The organism is Cytobacillus sp. Hm23 (genome assembly GCF_051842895.1).
In the GTDB taxonomy this organism is placed as follows: domain Bacteria; phylum Bacillota; class Bacilli; order Bacillales; family SM2101; genus Nanhaiella.
Map to the genome: position 1 here is coordinate 1 of NZ_JBPXRQ010000044.1, position 15,913 is coordinate 15,913.

A 15,913-nucleotide genomic window follows, 5' to 3' on the forward strand; every position below is an offset into this window, starting at 1 on the left:
TTAGATTTGAATCTAGGGATGTCATTTTGCTTTTTGAAAAAACGGTTAAAAGCATCCGAAAGGTTGCGTAGTGAGGATTGTAGTGAAATGCTATCAACTTCTTTAAGCCATAGCAAATCCTTTTTCAACTTTGTTAACTCCGCAGAACAAGCGCAGTATGTTAAACCTTTTCCAGTCTGTTTGTATGTTTCATTCCATGCAGCTAAAAAATGATTGAACACAAAACGACTACAACCAATGGTTTTAGCAATTAATATTTCTTGTTCTTTAGTGGGGTAGATACGAAATTTAAAAGCTTTGTTGACTAGCATTTTCTTCACCTCACTTATCTATTAATTAGGTTAATTATACTATATTAGAAGTGAGTTTTTGCTTACGCCAACCGCCATTCATCACCCACTTAACCTTCACTCGCTTCGCATTGTTTTGGTTTGAAGTGGAGGTCTTCTGTCTGGGGTTGATAAATTTTGCATTATTTATATTGGTCGTTTCATTGTTACATCCTAATAGCAACACAATAAGACTTATAGTAAATACAAACTTACGCATATTTAACAACTCCTATAATAACTCTTGGTTTAATAGTTTTTTATACAATGTACTTTCTCCATGTTCCGCGGGCAACACAACTGCAAATCTTTGTACCTTCAACCTTCTTAAGCTAGTTTTAGCATCAATTCTCATCATTTTACGCTAATTGTTGAAGTTATAATATTTCTAGTAACAACTATTTCAATGAGTAATTTAAAACTATACGAAGTTAATCATATGCTATGTAACAGATAGCCTTTTTGAAGCTATCTTTCGTTAATTGTTCACAACGCAAACGTTGCAGTAACAGGAAAATGGTCAGAAAATCCCTCAGAGTTATCTACTGTAGCTTCTGTAACTGTTGTGCCTGAAAGAGTAAGAACCCAATCAATCGATGCTCCACGTTCTGTTGTTGATGGTTTTGGAATACTTTGATTTGCTACATCCCATGTATCTACTAAATTCAATGGATTTGGTGTACCATATAACGGTATTTGATCTAATAAATATTCCATAATAGCATTATTTCTTGTTGCATTAAAATCTCCTACGACAATAGCATGACGATTGTTATTTCCTACTTGATGTTGATTAACCAGAGACACTAATTCAATTGCATGGTCCTCTTTACTCGAAGTAGGGCTTACACAATAATGATTATTATAAAAATAAAACTCTTCATTCGAATCAATTTCTCTTAACAACAACCAAGTTATATATCACGTGTTGCCACATTGCGCAGCTTCAACAAAACCAGAGTCTAAAATAGTAAATCGATTACTCCTTATTAATATCGGATTACCGTAATTAACTGGTATATTAAATCGTATTAAATCATACATACCAGATAACCCTGCTTCTAAATCTCTTCTTTGTGTTGACATAGCTTCTTGAAGTCCTACTATATCAAGATTAACGTCTAATATTTTATTAATTATACCCTCCCTGCGATTTCTCCAAGTTCTTCTATCAGCTAGTATATTGAAGCTCATTGTTAACATATTTTCCCCCCTCTCTTACATAGTTACAATATTATATGCAATAAGAGAGAAAATGCTTGTACAGGTAACATGTATTTGATCTTTTTTAACGGCTGATCTCGCCTTAATTGTTGCATTTCGTAATAGGCAGTTCTCAAATGAATTAGTTCTTTTCGTACTAAGTTGTTCTCGAATTAATTGGTGCTTTTCATAATAATCGCTAAACACGTATGAATCTATTGCTATTTACTATTATTTTTATGATCTAATTCAATATCATTCACTATTTCTCAGTTTTTCTATAAATTTATCACTACCTTCATTTTTATTTTTGGTAATCCAGTAGATATGTTTTACTTTCTTATTCATACTATTCATGATTCTTTACCCCCAACTCTGCTTTTTCTTTATGCATACAATGATGACCAGAATACGTGTATCACTCTTTCAAATGCCCAAATTTAAATAATATTACTGTTTTATTAGGCATTTGCCGTTGAGCCAATCGTTCAATATGGTTTAAAAGAGGCACAGCATACTTCATACATGCACGCAATGCGCGAAGTCGCAGCCATTGCCTACCTTATGGGAAAAGGCTACGATCAAAAAACTGCATGGCAAACTGTTGAATCTTGGGAAACAAATGAATCATTTTATCCTAGATACCGATGTAAGCACTGTTAAATCAGTGCTTTTAACTTCGCACCTCCTCTACGACCCTAGAAATGCTAGAAGAACATTTAAAATAATAAATTTCGCAACATTCCTTTGTTGATTATCTCTTTTCCGTAAGCTTTGTAAAATATTGCTGAACTCAGAGCAATAAAGTGGATAATTATGTAGCTATAAATACATTAAACAATTTTACGAATACGAATATACTTGTTTCTTCAACTAAAAAATGAATGTAAAAATTATCCATTTAAATGCTAGTACATTTTTTTATACGAACATATGACAATATTCACAATACAAAAAAATGTAACCGTTTCCAAAATTACATACCTACCTAGTTGAAATTAGTATTATTAAAATAAATAATGTAAAAAACTAAATTAGGAGGTTTCAAATGAAAAAATTACTAACTTTTTTATTATGCTTACTAATTAGTATCCCTACTCTAACTTCTGCAAGCAGAGCAGAAAGTCAAATTAATGTACAAGCAGCAAACAGCTCTGAATGGAATCTTGTGTGGAGCGACGAATTTAATGGAAATGAGATTGACAGGACAAAATGGACTTATGATTTAGGAAACTATCTTATTGATGAAAATGGTAATGTAATTACTGACGCACCTGGTTGGGGCAATAATGAAGAGCAATATTATACAGATGCTCCAGGAAATTCATATATTAATAATGGCAATCTAGTTATTGAAGCAAAGCAAGAGCAAATATCTGATGAATATGGTACATATGACTATACATCCGCCAAGCTTAAAACAAAGGGATTATTTGGGCAAAAATATGGAAAATTTGAAGCGAGAATAAAATCCCCAAAAGGAAATGGATTGTGGCCAGCGTTTTGGCTTCTTCCAACTGATAATGTCTATGGACCATGGCCTGCTTCTGGTGAAATTGATATAATGGAAGCTTCGGGAGGTAAACCAAATGAAGCTTCAGGAACGATACATTATGGTGGTTTATGGCCAATAAGAGAATACACAGGTAAAGCATATCATTTCCCTGAAGGTGGAGCTATAACAGACTTCCATACTTATTCAGTCGAATGGGAACCTGGAGAAATTCGTTGGTATGTTGACGGGAATTTATATCAAACGTTAAACAACTGGTTTAGCCTAAATGCGGCTGAGGAACTGAATCCATTTCCAGCACCGTTTGACCAAGAATTCTATATCATTCTAAATCTAGCAGTAGGAGGCCAATTTACAGAAAACCCAGATGATCCAACTGCGTTTCCAGGTAAAATGGAGATTGACTATGTGCGCGTTTATGAATCCACGTCCGATAATGGTTGCAGTCCAACTGTAGATGGGAACTTTGACTTTTCTTGTGGCTTAAGCGAATGGTCACCATATGTGCATCATGATACAGTAGCTCAAATATTATCGGAAAATGAAGAAGCTAAAGTTGTTATTTCTGAGCAAGGTGACGAAGAATGGAGCGTAATATTAGAGAAAAAAGGGTTAAATTTACAACAAGACCAGGATTATTATGTGTCCTTCGATGCAAGATCAACAAGTGATAGGGATATGGTCGTTTCTATAGAGAACTCACAATTTAATAGATACTTGAGTGAAACAATTAATTTATCTAGCAATATGAAAAATTACAGCTTTCAAATGACAATGCCACAATCTGATGAAGTCAGTCTAAAATTATTAATGGGGAAATATGGTGCAGGTGCACATAATATTTTCATAGATAATGTAGTTATTGAACCAATCGGAGAAAGCCTTATAAAAAATGGTGACTTTGCTACAAATGACCATTTTTGGACAGCGTGGTGGGGAGATCAATGGACGGGTGTTGCAGAAGGAACTAAATCAGTTGCAAATGGTGAATTAGCAATTGAAATGCAAACAGTTGGTAATGTAGCTTATTCTCCACAAGTGTACCAAAATGGTATTGAATTTAAAAACGGTGAATTGTATACGGTTACATTTGATGCTAGAAGTAATACACCAAGAAAGATGAATGTTAATATCGGTAAAGAACTTACAACAGATCCATGGTTTATACCGTATGCCAATACAGAACAAATTGATTTAACAACCGACATGCAGACATTTACCTACTCTTTCCAGATGACAGAACAAACATATACTAACGGAAAGGTAGTATTTGAGCTAGGAAATATCGAGGGAGGAAATGCTCCTACAACAGTTTATATCGATAACGTATCTATCGTACAACAATAAGAACGGTTATGAAATGATTAATAATGTAGAGAAAGGATAACTAGACAGTTATCCTTTCTTTAACTTAATTTAGCGTTTTCGCATAAAGTTGCTGTTTATTAACTACTAGGAATCACGAATACAATTATTGTTCGTGGTTCTTTTCTTCGCTATAAACTTTACGGTTCAAATTTTTTTATTAACGGTTTACAAAAGGAGCTTTCAACTTATCTAATAAGATTTAGAATATTATATTGAACATAAATAGACAATAATTTCTCCCTTTGCATACTAAATTATTTCTTACGAGATTTTTTCCTTTTCTATCATTCGAACATTAAGTTAGCTCAAAACAAAAGAGCATTCATCGATCTAGTATTTACAAAAGCGCCTTCTACACCCCCTTGGGTTTCAACAACAGAAGCCATAAGCACAAGATCTCCTGCTAGGCAAGGTATCGAAATTGTAAAGTTTGGGTTTGTGTTATGCTCTACTTCAAACTGTGCTGGCTGCTGTACTCCACTTACCGTGTCTAATAATAAAGGAGAAGCCATTGTTAAATTAGCCTCTGCTGATTCAACCATTACTTGATAAGCTAACTCATATTTATATGGAAAACTAGTAATTTCAACATCATTCTCAAAGCCCGCTACAACAAAATTCGACTGAAGAAACCCATCAAGTTTCACCTGTCTTCCATATAAATGTTTTGGTATTCTTAACCTTAGCAGCTCTACTCTAGCTCCATCTAATGGTAGTATAGTAGGCTTATCTTCTTGTGTAGAAAGAAATCCGATAGTTTGGTTTTTAGTCAATTATTCTCCCCCCCTATCTATTCTAGAATGTCATAAGTTCTGTGAGAATTTGAGTCCTAATCATTAGACTTCAGAATATATTATTCAACTTAAAGCAGCAGTGCTTGGATAAATTTCTTATGCAATACTGAAATGCTATAAAAAACCCTGGAACCTTCATACTATTCCAGAGCATTACAAAACGAATATTAGATAATATACCGTACAATACTACATATTATTAATTTTACAAAAAGCCTTGTAGTTTCAATGGAGAGAGTTATTAAGCCTTCTAATAAAAAGATTTGGTTTTTGTGTAACAATAATTTATACCAGTAGTTAGGAATAATACCTCAATCTCCACACACATTCCCATTATAATCCACTAAAGGATATTTATGGACCTGTAATCAAGAATTTCATCTACATAACGATAACCAATTAAGAATTATACAAATTATGTATCTATTGCAATTCTTCTTCCCTTTTCAATTCCGCCGGACAGCTAAAAGTTGAAAAAGAAATAAAACGCTACACATAGTAACGTTTTATCTACACAATTAATGCTATATAAGTGCATTAGGGGGAAATTGATTTCTATAATTATTGTATCAAATTTCGCAAAAGTATGATTTTGACCTGAGGAGGGATTTATTGATGTTTGATTATACATCCTTTGAAAATGCTACGAATTTTAACATTTTATATAAATATATTTATTTTAATAAAAACCTTTGCCTTTGTATTTAACACCTTATTTAGTATAGCCAGCAACTGGATAACGATCGATCGGAACATTCATTACATGCGTTAATTACTGCTTTCCAAGTAACGGATTTAATATTTACTACATCTTATTTGTTATATTGATTAATTTAAGCTCAATCACACAAAATCACATAAAGATCCCATAGAATCCACACACAATTTTAGTTTAATACTATTACAGTGTTAATGAACTTTTTCATAACCCACCTCTTTTCCTTTAGGCACACTTACTCTTAAGTGTGTCTTTTTTCTATTCAGTTTTTATTGCTGAATTGAACAATCTTGAAGGAATAGTGAACACAGATTATGATTTAATTCTCATAGTGCAGGAGTTTTTTAAAGTTAGTTGATTATTTAAATGTTGTTTTATTAACAGGCTGTCCCTTAATCTTTTTAACCTACAAAATACTAATGGCCTATCCCTACTATATAGTTTTATTGTTTACACTTATTCTGATACTAACAAGCAAAAGAAATAATTCAGTTTTTCTTATCTTAATTAATAATATAGTAATCTCTAAAAATTTCTCGCTCTCAAATGATATTTACCTCCTAAATTACCATTTGGTGTATACACTTTTATTTTATACTTACCTGACCCATATTGATTCAAATCTACTGAATATAATCTTTCCTGCGAGCCAGCAGTTATTGATTCTCCAATCAAACTACCATCGGGAGCATATACTCTATACTTATAATTGTAACTATTATGTAAATTGTTTAGCCAAAAATTACATTCTGAGCCTTCATTTATGTCTAAATTCACGAAATATTCTACAGAGTCATCATTAAGTATTTCTTCAACACTCAGTGCAGCATCAGCTATTTTTTCGACAGGTGCTGAAGCATTTCCCGCTTCATTAATATCGTTTTCTAACACATAAGGAATTAACAGAATACCTATAATACACATTGCAGTAACAACACCGATTATTGGGAGTAACAGTATTTTGCATGTTTTTCTCTTATTTTTTTTATTAATGTTATACTCTAACTTTTGTCTTAACTCAAATTGTTTTTCTGGATTCCAGTGTATGCTTTCATCCAACGTTTTTACGTGTTTAAATGATTTTTCTTTAGGAAGATTGCTCATATACATATCCACCTGCTTCTAGTTTCTTTTGAAGTTCTTTTAGGGCCCTAGGTAATGTAGTTGTCACTTTACTTTCTTTCCATCCTAAAATTTCACTAGTTTCTTTAATTGATAATCCTTCTACCTTTCTAAGAATAATAACTTCACGGTATGAAGGTTTCAGCTTAATAAGAACATGATACAATTCTTTAAAATCTTCATTGATAATGATTGTATTCTCTATTGAGGGCCCAACTTCCTTCTCATTTGAAGATAGCCTTATGCCCTCAACTACATTAAATTTCTTCCTTCTAATATAATTGATAGAAATATTATGAGCAATTTGAAATAACCAGGTTTCTACTTTTTCTTGTTTTTTTAATTGATAATATGAGTTATTCACTTTCATAAATGTATCATAAGTTAAGTCTTGTGCAATATAGTAGTCATTAGTAAGTACAAAAATAAATTTAAAAATCCGACCACAGTATAGATCATAAAGATGAAGAATATCTTTAGCAACACTATCTCTCTTCATACTCCTCCTATATTTATTTTCACAAAATATTAACACAAATTTTTCAAATATTTATTTGCCGTCTAACAGTATTAGAAGACTTTAATGTAGATATACCTTTAATATGCTAATGATATCAATCAAAACCATTAATATTTTGATATTCGCATATAGTCTCCACTTTTATTAATTTGTGAAAAAGTTATTCAACACATTTATATCTTTATGATTGAGAATTTATTTGGAAAAAAGAGTATTCGTCATTTGAGTATAAATTTAAAATGAAGTTTTTTGGGGAGATTTACAGCTAGGTAAAATGAAAAACACCATTATTATAATGTTTCGTAATAAATACCTTTATAGTTACAGTTTCAAATTATTAAAGAGGTATGCAACACGTTTTAATCTAAAAACTTGACTGTTTACCACAAAATATTACTTCCCCTTACACTTTTCACATTTCGTTGAAGATACAATGTGTAAGTTAGAATATAAATGACACCTGTCTTAATGTTAGTACGTAAAATAATTAATACAACCAAGCAAAGTTATAATACTCTTATTTACAGTTGTTTAGGCTCTAGCAGCTCTGTATAGGTGTAAATACTCTAGGAAATTTTGCATTATCATTGATTCTTAATACAATAAAAAAAAGCCCCTGCTCCAAAAGTAGGGGCTAATGTGAAGTGAAGCAATCCCATCCATTTTAAATTATGTTCCCCTATCCTTTTTGGTGTGGGCCAGACAAAAAAATAAAAATAGCTTTGATCTAGTCAGCAATAATTTCCTAATGTACTTAGTATGATCATATTCTTGTAGCTTAGCATGTTTTTTATTAGGTTCTTTTCATAAATTTAGTTGCAATTGAGACTAAGTTATAACAGCAATAAATAATATTATGAAAATGACCTGATTTAAAATGAGATAAGATGCCACGAATATTTGGTTTATACGTAGTTATTTCTTTGATTGAAAAGCAACACATATACAACTTTTAATGAACATCACATGGGTTTTCGGTTTTCCCACCGCAATTACCTGATGCTTCGACATTACCTGCACTGAAAGGTGCTAATAAACCGAATACCATAACAAGTGTAATTAGTTTTTTCAACAGCCACACCTCCAAATTAAAATATCCTGACAAAGCGAATTATAGTCATCTTCATATTAATCAGTCTCATTATATAGGGCATTTTAAACCATCACAATAGAATATTTCCAAAATAAGTAAATATTACTAACAAGAAGTTTCATGACAATTTATCTAACTGTGACAATTGATCCATTCAATAAGATCGTATGTAAAATATTTTTAATAATTAAAAAATCTAAACTTTAGATAGAATTGTTAATCGGTGCATATTTTTTAACAAAATACACAAAATAAGTATTACAGCTGGTATCTACAATTTATAATCATCTCTCTTGAATTCACCTCCTTTATATTGAGGCTGGGACATAACTTAAGTGTTTAACTAAAATTCCGAACAAAGTAATAACTTAGCGGATGAAATATACGTAGACTCCTGCGGGATGAAAAGCAACGGCTAGACCCCGCAGAGCGTAGCACGAGGAGGCTTGCCAGCTTCCCGTGGAAAGCGGAGTATATTTCAGGAGCGGCGTAACTAGAACTACAACCATTGTTCGGCTTCTATTTAGTTAAAATATTTTTGTCCCAGCCTCTTTGTTAAATCCACAATGAAGCATTCCTATTCGTTAACTAGGGCTATTATGAAATAGAACCATGTCATGTTTGAGGTTTCCATAGTCAATGTTAATGAATTAATAAGGCATTCATTGATCTAGTATTAACAAATGCTCCAGCCACCCCCTTGAGTTTCAACGACAGATAGCCATAAACAAAAAGGTCTCCTGATACACAAGGTAAGGAAACAGTAAAGTTTGGATTGGTGATAATTGAACAGACTGCTGTACTCCACTCACAGTGTCTAATAATATGGAAGAAGCAGGAGAGTAGTTAGCTTCAGCTAATACAACCTTAATAACCGATTTCATATTTGTAGGGTAATATTACGGGCTCGATATTATCATTCATACCAACCACAAAGAAATTTGACTGAAAGAATCCATCAAGTTTCGCCTGTCTTCCATACAAATGTTCTGGTATTCTTAATCTTAGTAACTCTACCCTAGTTCCGTCTAAGGGGAATTCTATAGGTTTTTCTTCTTGGGTAGAAAGAAAAACTGGAGAATTGTTTTTAGTCATTTATTCTCCCCCTACATCATGTCAATTGACACACCCTATAAGAAAATAATAGTTCTCACATAAAAGAATGTCTCAAAATCGTTTATTCAGTAAAAAATTCAAAGCTTGGATAAATTACTTAGTTTATAGATGGAAATAAAAATCTATGACAAAAGAAAACGTGCAAAAAAGGAGATGTTTTTAACAAATGTACTAGTTAAGTTGAATCCGAAACTAACAAATATGTTAGTCCTTCGTCACTGCCAATGATATTTGGTAATCATTCAATAGCTCATCTAATTCTTGACTACATCGAATTACCTTCTCACTTGTAAGTCCCTCCCTTTCAGCTATTTCTTTCATTTCTTCTCTTTTGTTTTCAATCATTTGTAGTAAGTTAGTCATTAAACAGACTCCTTCATACCCTATCTACTTTTCTACTTAACACTATAAGAGTAGTGTAAAGTAGAAAAAGATTCAGAATAGTGATATGAGTCACTTAGGTCAATTAACACTGCTTGAGGGAGGTTGCACACATTAAATCGTGGGTCAGGAGAATAAGCTTTAGTCTAAACGTTTAATCTATTATGTGAAAAAAGTTTCAAAGAGCATTTTACTACCTTCCTTATTATAAAGATCCGCTAAACTACTTATCATTCATAAATGTAAAACAAACATATCACATAGTATTAATATACAACCAATTATCGTTTAGAGTGAATAAACTATAATTATCCTTGGATCAAGGAGGTGTACACAATATGTCTATTAGCTTTTATACAACCTTAAATAACACACTTGTTGTTGATGAGCAACAAGGCTTTTTTTCTTGCTTTCAAGCAACTTCTGATCAAGTCCCTAGTGAGGTGACAGTATTTTCTACATTAGCAGACCCTAATCAAGGAAAGGATATAGAGACTTTTTCATATGATTCTGAAAGTGGACAATTTTTCCCTCTGAACTTTGATGAAAACGGAACAATAATCTTTAACTCTACCATTAATGATGAATTATCATGTGGATTTCTTCTTATAACTTTTAAAAAAGTAGGTATTTATACAATTGAAACTCAAGTTGCTGAAAATATGACATTCAAACCGTTATTTTCTTCCACTGACGTGTATACAGTTTTAGATGCTTAAAAGTTCCCTTTCTTACGTAACCTGCTTCCTATAATAACTTTTTGTTGTTACAATGCCGATTTAATCAAATGTGGTATCATTAATATATTTTTATGCAAGGCTGTTTTCATTTTAATAGCATCTGTTCTTCTTCTGTAATATGATGCCTAACACCTAAATCCATTTCTAATAATACAAATTTGGTGAAAATAGTAACTAAATTTACGAAAAGAACCATATGCAAAGATATAAATTTGCACCTTAGCTAATAGCAATATCTTTTTTTATATCTTAAAATTCGCTGATATAAATATGACTTCTTAAAGTAGGCCTAGTTAATATGATAAGCTAGGCCTCTTTTTTCTATCTTCTTATTCATCTAAATATCCTCCTACAAACATGATTTATCATGTGTATTCAAACATCTATTTAAATAAAAAGGTATTTATTGTAAGTAATAGAATAAGTAATATAAGGAGGTGTATACATGACTGATATAAATTCACTTGAAATCCATTGCCAAGAATGTATATATTGGTTTCCTTCACCAGTAAAAATTTATGATAGAAGAACTTATGATTTTACCATCATAATAGGTACTACAGTCACATGCCCCAAATGTAAAGGGTTAATAACTTTTAATAAAGAAAATCTTCGTTTTAATAATGGTGAGACCCTCAATATAAATATGCACTGACCAGGGTGCCTTGATTTTTAATCACTATAATCCCATTGTGAGCACTGATTTTCGAGGCAACCTTTTCACTCCTTAAATATGTATAAATAATGTTATAACTTAAGAGGTACAACAATAAAAAGGGGTGATATAATTGGATTTTGGTTATTCAATTGATTTTATATTTATTACTTTTTTTCTTATGTTTTGGTTTGTCAATCTACTCGCAATGTATTGGGTTATTACAAGAGCTGTTAAAAATGGAGTTGATAAATCTATGACAAAGAAAATGATGGAAAAATTACTAGAAGAACGAGATAAGGCTTAACTATTTTTAACACCTATGCTTAAACAATAGAGGCACTTTTAGTTAGAAATCATGTTGCATATTATACTTTGTACAAATTGTTTTTAACCTAGTAAATAATTACTTTTTGTTAGGAGTGAATTTGTTGGAGTTTTTGTTTTCTATCCCTATCCTCTTAATCGCCTTATATGAAATAATAAAACGTGCAGTTAAAGATGGAATCGATGAATCCGTGACGAGTAAATTGGTTAGACATGATATTAAAAAAAGGCACAAGTCGAAATAACCCTTTCTCGAAAATGTGAAACTTCTTCAAGTACCCTATCCTAAATCAAACATTTATATGACTATCAAAGCTGTGAATTTCATTAGCTTATTTAATAACAGCAACTTTCTATATCAAAAGACATTCAACAACTGCAAAAAAAAACTTGTAAATATAGAAAACAACTAAAATATTATTGGTGTATAAAAAATCCTAGAGAGAAAATGAGCCACGTGGTCTATTAAATAGTGACTGTTACTTATTTTGAACGAGGGATATTTTTTAAGGGTAATAGAAGTGTAGCTATGTTCGGATTTGAACCATTAGATGATCATTGATAAGCTACGAGGATTGAATGAGAATAATTTTTAAAAAATTAAAGCCTTGTTTCCTTTTTGCGATAGGTTGTATTGTTGCTATGGATAATAGGAACTAAACACGTATAAAACGAACATTCGTGGCATTTTTCCTTCTCTACAGACTATGATCAGTTACTCAAATGCAAGTAAAAAACTACAAAATTTACGCAAAGAGTCTTGTGATAAGGTGTATACCTATTTTAATGATCCAGTAATGACAACTACAAGAGTTAAAGCAATGATCCAAAAAATCTATCCTTTTAGCTCTGGTTTCTTATTGTTATTACTCAACTTGTTCACCTCATTTTGCAATTCTACTTTGCTTAGATGTCTTTTTTCTTCTATTAATAGTTAACTTCATAAGAGATACGTCTTGTTGGATTCTATTCAAAATATACTCTGCTTCTTTTATTTCATCTATAGATTTATTAGCTGTGTTAATGAAGAAATCGTCTACATAACCTAACGCTTTAAACAATTCACCTGATATTTTTTCATACTGTTTGACATCCCTAATATCTTTCCTCTCCCTTCTCACATTCAAATAGAAGGAAAACGCTATTCCTTGAGTGACGTTTTCCATAAATCTGATAGATAAGTCCATAGCTAGTAAGGTATTTCTTATTTCATTCTAGCAAAAGAGTCATACTCGTGTTTTTTTCTTATGAAACGATTCAAGAAAAAAATGACATATTTTGCTCAATTATCCGCTTGTTGCTAGACATTTATATGAATATATTTATTTGTTGTTGAATTTAAAAAGCCCTCTTCATTTTGAAAAGGTGGATTAGAGAGTTTGAAATAAATATAACAGTGAACAACATTTGCCATGGTAGTCATTACTACTAGACCATAGCCATATAAAAAGATAGCTTTATATGCTGTAATATTTACCAATCCTATTTTTCTAGTATGCACCTTATATACGGTTTATAATGATGTAGGATCGAGGTGTGCTTATGATGTTAAATCAACCAGCAGGATTTTTTCAGCGTTTAGGTGCTTTAATATTAGATATTATATGCGTATACTTGCCACTTGTAATTTTCAGTCATTATTTTATTGGGATAGACATATTACATATTGATTTTATCTACATCCTATATATATTTTTAATTCCGGTACTTTGGCGCGGTTTCACTGTTGGAAAAAGACTATCTGGTATTAGAATTATTAAAAAGAATGGTGCTGATGTTACTTATTTCACCATGCTCATTCGTACATTCATTGCACAATATATATATATTTTAACAATAGGAATTGGTTTACTAATCAGCATTTTAATGGTGTTAATTCGTAAAGATTGTCGTTCTCTTCATGACTTTATCGCGGGTACATATGTGACTAAAGATAAAGAAGAAAGAGTATAAGAATCCCCGGGTACATGAACTTGTACCCTCACCCCGAAAAACTCACCGAGGGTCAGCTTTACCTGGTCCAATATTCAATAGCTTTCCTGCAAAAAAGATTAAGGAATCCTAAGATAAACAAAGGATTAGCATAACTTTAATGATATGAATAACTAATAATTATCATTGTGGGTAAATTCCATAACAATTAAACGAAAGTAGCGGGTTGTTTGTATTTTTTCCGTATTACTTATTCAGTAGTAGTCTCTTTGTTGTTAATACGATGAAACAATGTCAAGGAGGGATTTGCATCAAATTTTAAGGGACACATCATAAAAATGAGAGTGTAACTAAGTAATATTTTTTGTCCAAATATGATTTTCATAGGTTCTCTAGGCATGACAGTTAGAGCAAATATTCCTTAATATTTGCTCTATCAGATCTATTGGAGATTTCTAAGTGTCATTAAGTGATCTGGATAATGATTAACAGGTGTAATTCCTTCCACACCAGCATTCTCTCCGATAATAAACACTTGTTCTTTGCTTAATCCAACATTTAAATATGCTTCTATATCTGTTAAAGCATTTCCATAAGCAAAGTCTATAATCCCTTCTCTATCCAACACACTTAGTAAATAGTCTTTTTTATAGCCTGCTGCGTCATCAGAAAAAGACCCTTCCGGATACGTATGTAGCAATCCAAACGGAAAGTCATTATCAATCAGCCATTTTTGCGAAACACTTGATAACCAATATGGTCTAGCAGTTAAGTAGATAATATTGTATCCTTGTTCAACATAAAAATCTACAACCTCATTAGCACCTTCGTACATTTCTGCCCGGTATTCCTCTGAAAAATATTCATCAGCATACTCTTTTACAGACTCAATGTCATCAGTTGTCAACGTACCATCAATATCAAAAACAACAAATTTTTCATTTATGTCAATGACTTTAATAAACATATTTGTAAAGGTTGCATCACCTTCAACATGTAATCTAACTAAATGCAATCCCTTATCTAGGTTTTGATCTTCAGGGATATTATAAAATATTCGACCATCTGAATTCGTTTTTTCCCTACCTATCTTTTTCCAAATAACATCGTCCTCAGCAAATGACCATAAATAAATTGAAACCCATTCTCCTTCAAGGTCTTTTCTTATATCTCCATATTGAAATTTCCCTTCGATTATCTGTGATTCAGTCGTGCTATAGATTTTGTCATACCCATTATGATGTGGAGTATGAGTTGCTATGAAATATTGATTAACAAAATCGTTAAACCCCTCAGGTTCTATGCTAGGAAAAGCCTCTGTTGTTATGTCATAATACAGCTCACTAGAATTCTCCGAAGCGTGTACTTGGTAGTTTAGTGTAATAATCAATGGTACTATGACGATTAATAAAAAAATAATTTTTTTCACTCTACCACATCCCTTATATTTATTATTACTATTAAACGACTCAATCGTATCATAGAACATCGTGCAGGAAACCACAGATTATTATTAATTTTTTGTATTTTCAAAATTTAATAAGTTGTGATTTGTTAATACCCGTTTACAACTCATTTCCCTTACTCCTGCTCTACGAATAAGTAAGAAGAATTTGCATATTTTTTTGAAAATAGACTACTTTAAGACCTTAGTACACAAATGAATCAGTTCGTTTATTAGTTAAACTAGGGCTGTTTCCAACCCTAGTCTCGATTTAATAATTTTCATTTACCCTTCTAAAACCCCGGTAATAATTGAATATGAAAATGGCAACTTCTTTTCTATTATGACAACTCGATCACCTATTATAATTACTTTCTCAATGTCAATAAACCCCGTAATCGCTGTTTCAGTTAATCCTATCCCGACATCTGCTTGTGTTACATCCGTTACAATTTCAATAGTTGGTTGTCCTAATTCAACAGACATTAACTCACCTCCTTTTAGTTTGGTAATTTCATAGTATTCATGTATAAAAAAACAGCTTGGATACTTGTTTACGAAAACGAAAAAACCCTGCATGTAAAAGTACAAAAGCAGAGTTTTCGCTTATTTTTAAACCTTGATGGTACTATATTTTATTTAGTAACAAAAGCAACAA

18 protein-coding genes are annotated in these 15,913 nt (G+C 31.8%); 6 read left to right on the forward strand and 12 right to left on the reverse strand.

Annotated elements, in window-relative coordinates:
* From ACSVDA_RS20420 to ACSVDA_RS20435, 4 genes are all read right to left on the reverse strand, one after another.
* The coding region (locus ACSVDA_RS20420) for a helix-turn-helix domain-containing protein (protein WP_485885637.1) at positions 1 to 311 on the reverse strand (311 nt) is incomplete at its 3' end.
* A 34-nt stretch (positions 312 to 345) separates the two neighbouring features.
* Positions 346 to 549 carry a hypothetical protein gene (locus ACSVDA_RS20425; RefSeq protein ID WP_485885639.1) on the reverse strand — a complete coding sequence of 68 codons (204 nt, stop codon included), beginning with the start codon at positions 547 to 549 and terminating at the stop codon, positions 346 to 348.
* A 266-nt stretch (positions 550 to 815) separates the two neighbouring features.
* On the reverse strand, positions 816 to 1,238 hold the full coding sequence (locus tag ACSVDA_RS20430) for an exonuclease/endonuclease/phosphatase family protein (protein WP_485885641.1): 423 nt from the start codon (positions 1,236 to 1,238) through the stop codon (positions 816 to 818).
* Between the two features lie 12 nt (positions 1,239 to 1,250).
* Complete coding sequence (locus ACSVDA_RS20435; protein WP_485885643.1) at positions 1,251 to 1,532, reverse strand: endonuclease/exonuclease/phosphatase family protein; 282 nt, start codon at positions 1,530 to 1,532, stop codon at positions 1,251 to 1,253.
* A 525-nt stretch (positions 1,533 to 2,057) separates the two neighbouring features.
* Between ACSVDA_RS20435 and ACSVDA_RS20440 the strand changes: the two genes are divergently transcribed.
* Together ACSVDA_RS20440 and ACSVDA_RS20445 are read left to right on the forward strand one after the other, a co-directional pair.
* Positions 2,058 to 2,195, forward strand: a complete 138-nt coding sequence (locus ACSVDA_RS20440; RefSeq protein WP_485885645.1) for a hypothetical protein — start codon at positions 2,058 to 2,060, stop codon at positions 2,193 to 2,195.
* 385 nt (positions 2,196 to 2,580) lie between these two features.
* Positions 2,581 to 4,392, forward strand: a complete 1,812-nt coding sequence (locus ACSVDA_RS20445; RefSeq protein WP_485885647.1) for a family 16 glycosylhydrolase — start codon at positions 2,581 to 2,583, stop codon at positions 4,390 to 4,392.
* Positions 4,393 to 4,718: 326 nt separating this feature from the next.
* On the opposite strand, the gene ACSVDA_RS20450 is transcribed toward ACSVDA_RS20445, so the two are convergent.
* From ACSVDA_RS20450 to ACSVDA_RS20470, 5 genes are all read right to left on the reverse strand, one after another.
* On the reverse strand, positions 4,719 to 5,186 hold the full coding sequence (locus ACSVDA_RS20450; protein ID WP_485885649.1) for a hypothetical protein: 468 nt from the start codon (positions 5,184 to 5,186) through the stop codon (positions 4,719 to 4,721).
* A gap of 1,264 nt (positions 5,187 to 6,450) precedes the next feature.
* On the reverse strand, positions 6,451 to 7,029 hold the full coding sequence (locus ACSVDA_RS20455) for a hypothetical protein (protein WP_485885651.1): 579 nt from the start codon (positions 7,027 to 7,029) through the stop codon (positions 6,451 to 6,453).
* The gene (locus tag ACSVDA_RS20460; RefSeq protein ID WP_485885653.1) at positions 7,013 to 7,546 is read right to left on the reverse strand and encodes an RNA polymerase sigma factor; all 534 of its coding nucleotides are present in this window, start codon (positions 7,544 to 7,546) and stop codon (positions 7,013 to 7,015) included. Before ACSVDA_RS20460 ends, ACSVDA_RS20455 begins: the two co-directional genes overlap by 17 nt.
* Before the next feature lie 1,981 nt (positions 7,547 to 9,527).
* Positions 9,528 to 9,755 carry a hypothetical protein gene (locus tag ACSVDA_RS20465; RefSeq protein WP_485885655.1) on the reverse strand — a complete coding sequence of 76 codons (228 nt, stop codon included), beginning with the start codon at positions 9,753 to 9,755 and terminating at the stop codon, positions 9,528 to 9,530.
* Between the two features lie 225 nt (positions 9,756 to 9,980).
* The gene (locus tag ACSVDA_RS20470) at positions 9,981 to 10,139 is read right to left on the reverse strand and encodes an aspartyl-phosphate phosphatase Spo0E family protein (RefSeq protein ID WP_485885657.1); all 159 of its coding nucleotides are present in this window, start codon (positions 10,137 to 10,139) and stop codon (positions 9,981 to 9,983) included.
* A gap of 356 nt (positions 10,140 to 10,495) precedes the next feature.
* Here ACSVDA_RS20470 and ACSVDA_RS20475 point away from each other — a divergent pair, with 356 nt between their 5' ends.
* From ACSVDA_RS20475 to ACSVDA_RS20485, 3 genes are all read left to right on the forward strand, one after another.
* Positions 10,496 to 10,876: a hypothetical protein gene (locus ACSVDA_RS20475; RefSeq protein WP_485885659.1), complete on the forward strand. Its 381-nt coding sequence runs from the start codon at positions 10,496 to 10,498 to the stop codon at positions 10,874 to 10,876.
* An 809-nt stretch (positions 10,877 to 11,685) separates the two neighbouring features.
* A complete protein-coding gene (locus ACSVDA_RS20480; RefSeq protein ID WP_485885661.1) occupies positions 11,686 to 11,859 on the forward strand; it encodes a hypothetical protein in 174 nt (57 codons plus the stop codon).
* Between the two features lie 124 nt (positions 11,860 to 11,983).
* Positions 11,984 to 12,124, forward strand: a complete 141-nt coding sequence (locus ACSVDA_RS20485; RefSeq protein WP_485885663.1) for a DUF6019 family protein — start codon at positions 11,984 to 11,986, stop codon at positions 12,122 to 12,124.
* Positions 12,125 to 12,763: 639 nt separating this feature from the next.
* Here the strand turns inward: ACSVDA_RS20485 and ACSVDA_RS20490 are convergent.
* Positions 12,764 to 13,045 carry a hypothetical protein gene (locus ACSVDA_RS20490; protein WP_485885665.1) on the reverse strand — a complete coding sequence of 94 codons (282 nt, stop codon included), beginning with the start codon at positions 13,043 to 13,045 and terminating at the stop codon, positions 12,764 to 12,766.
* Positions 13,046 to 13,424: 379 nt separating this feature from the next.
* Between ACSVDA_RS20490 and ACSVDA_RS20495 the strand changes: the two genes are divergently transcribed.
* Positions 13,425 to 13,832 carry an RDD family protein gene (locus tag ACSVDA_RS20495; RefSeq protein ID WP_485885667.1) on the forward strand — a complete coding sequence of 136 codons (408 nt, stop codon included), beginning with the start codon at positions 13,425 to 13,427 and terminating at the stop codon, positions 13,830 to 13,832.
* Between the two features lie 421 nt (positions 13,833 to 14,253).
* Here ACSVDA_RS20495 and ACSVDA_RS20500 read toward each other — a convergent pair whose 3' ends face one another.
* Together ACSVDA_RS20500 and ACSVDA_RS20505 are read right to left on the reverse strand one after the other, a co-directional pair.
* Entirely contained in the window at positions 14,254 to 15,240 is a 987-nt protein-coding gene (locus ACSVDA_RS20500; RefSeq protein WP_485885669.1) for an LNS2 domain-containing protein, read from the reverse strand.
* Between the two features lie 300 nt (positions 15,241 to 15,540).
* Positions 15,541 to 15,741: a hypothetical protein gene (locus tag ACSVDA_RS20505; RefSeq protein WP_485885671.1), complete on the reverse strand. Its 201-nt coding sequence runs from the start codon at positions 15,739 to 15,741 to the stop codon at positions 15,541 to 15,543.
* Positions 15,742 to 15,913: the final 172 nt, after the last annotated feature.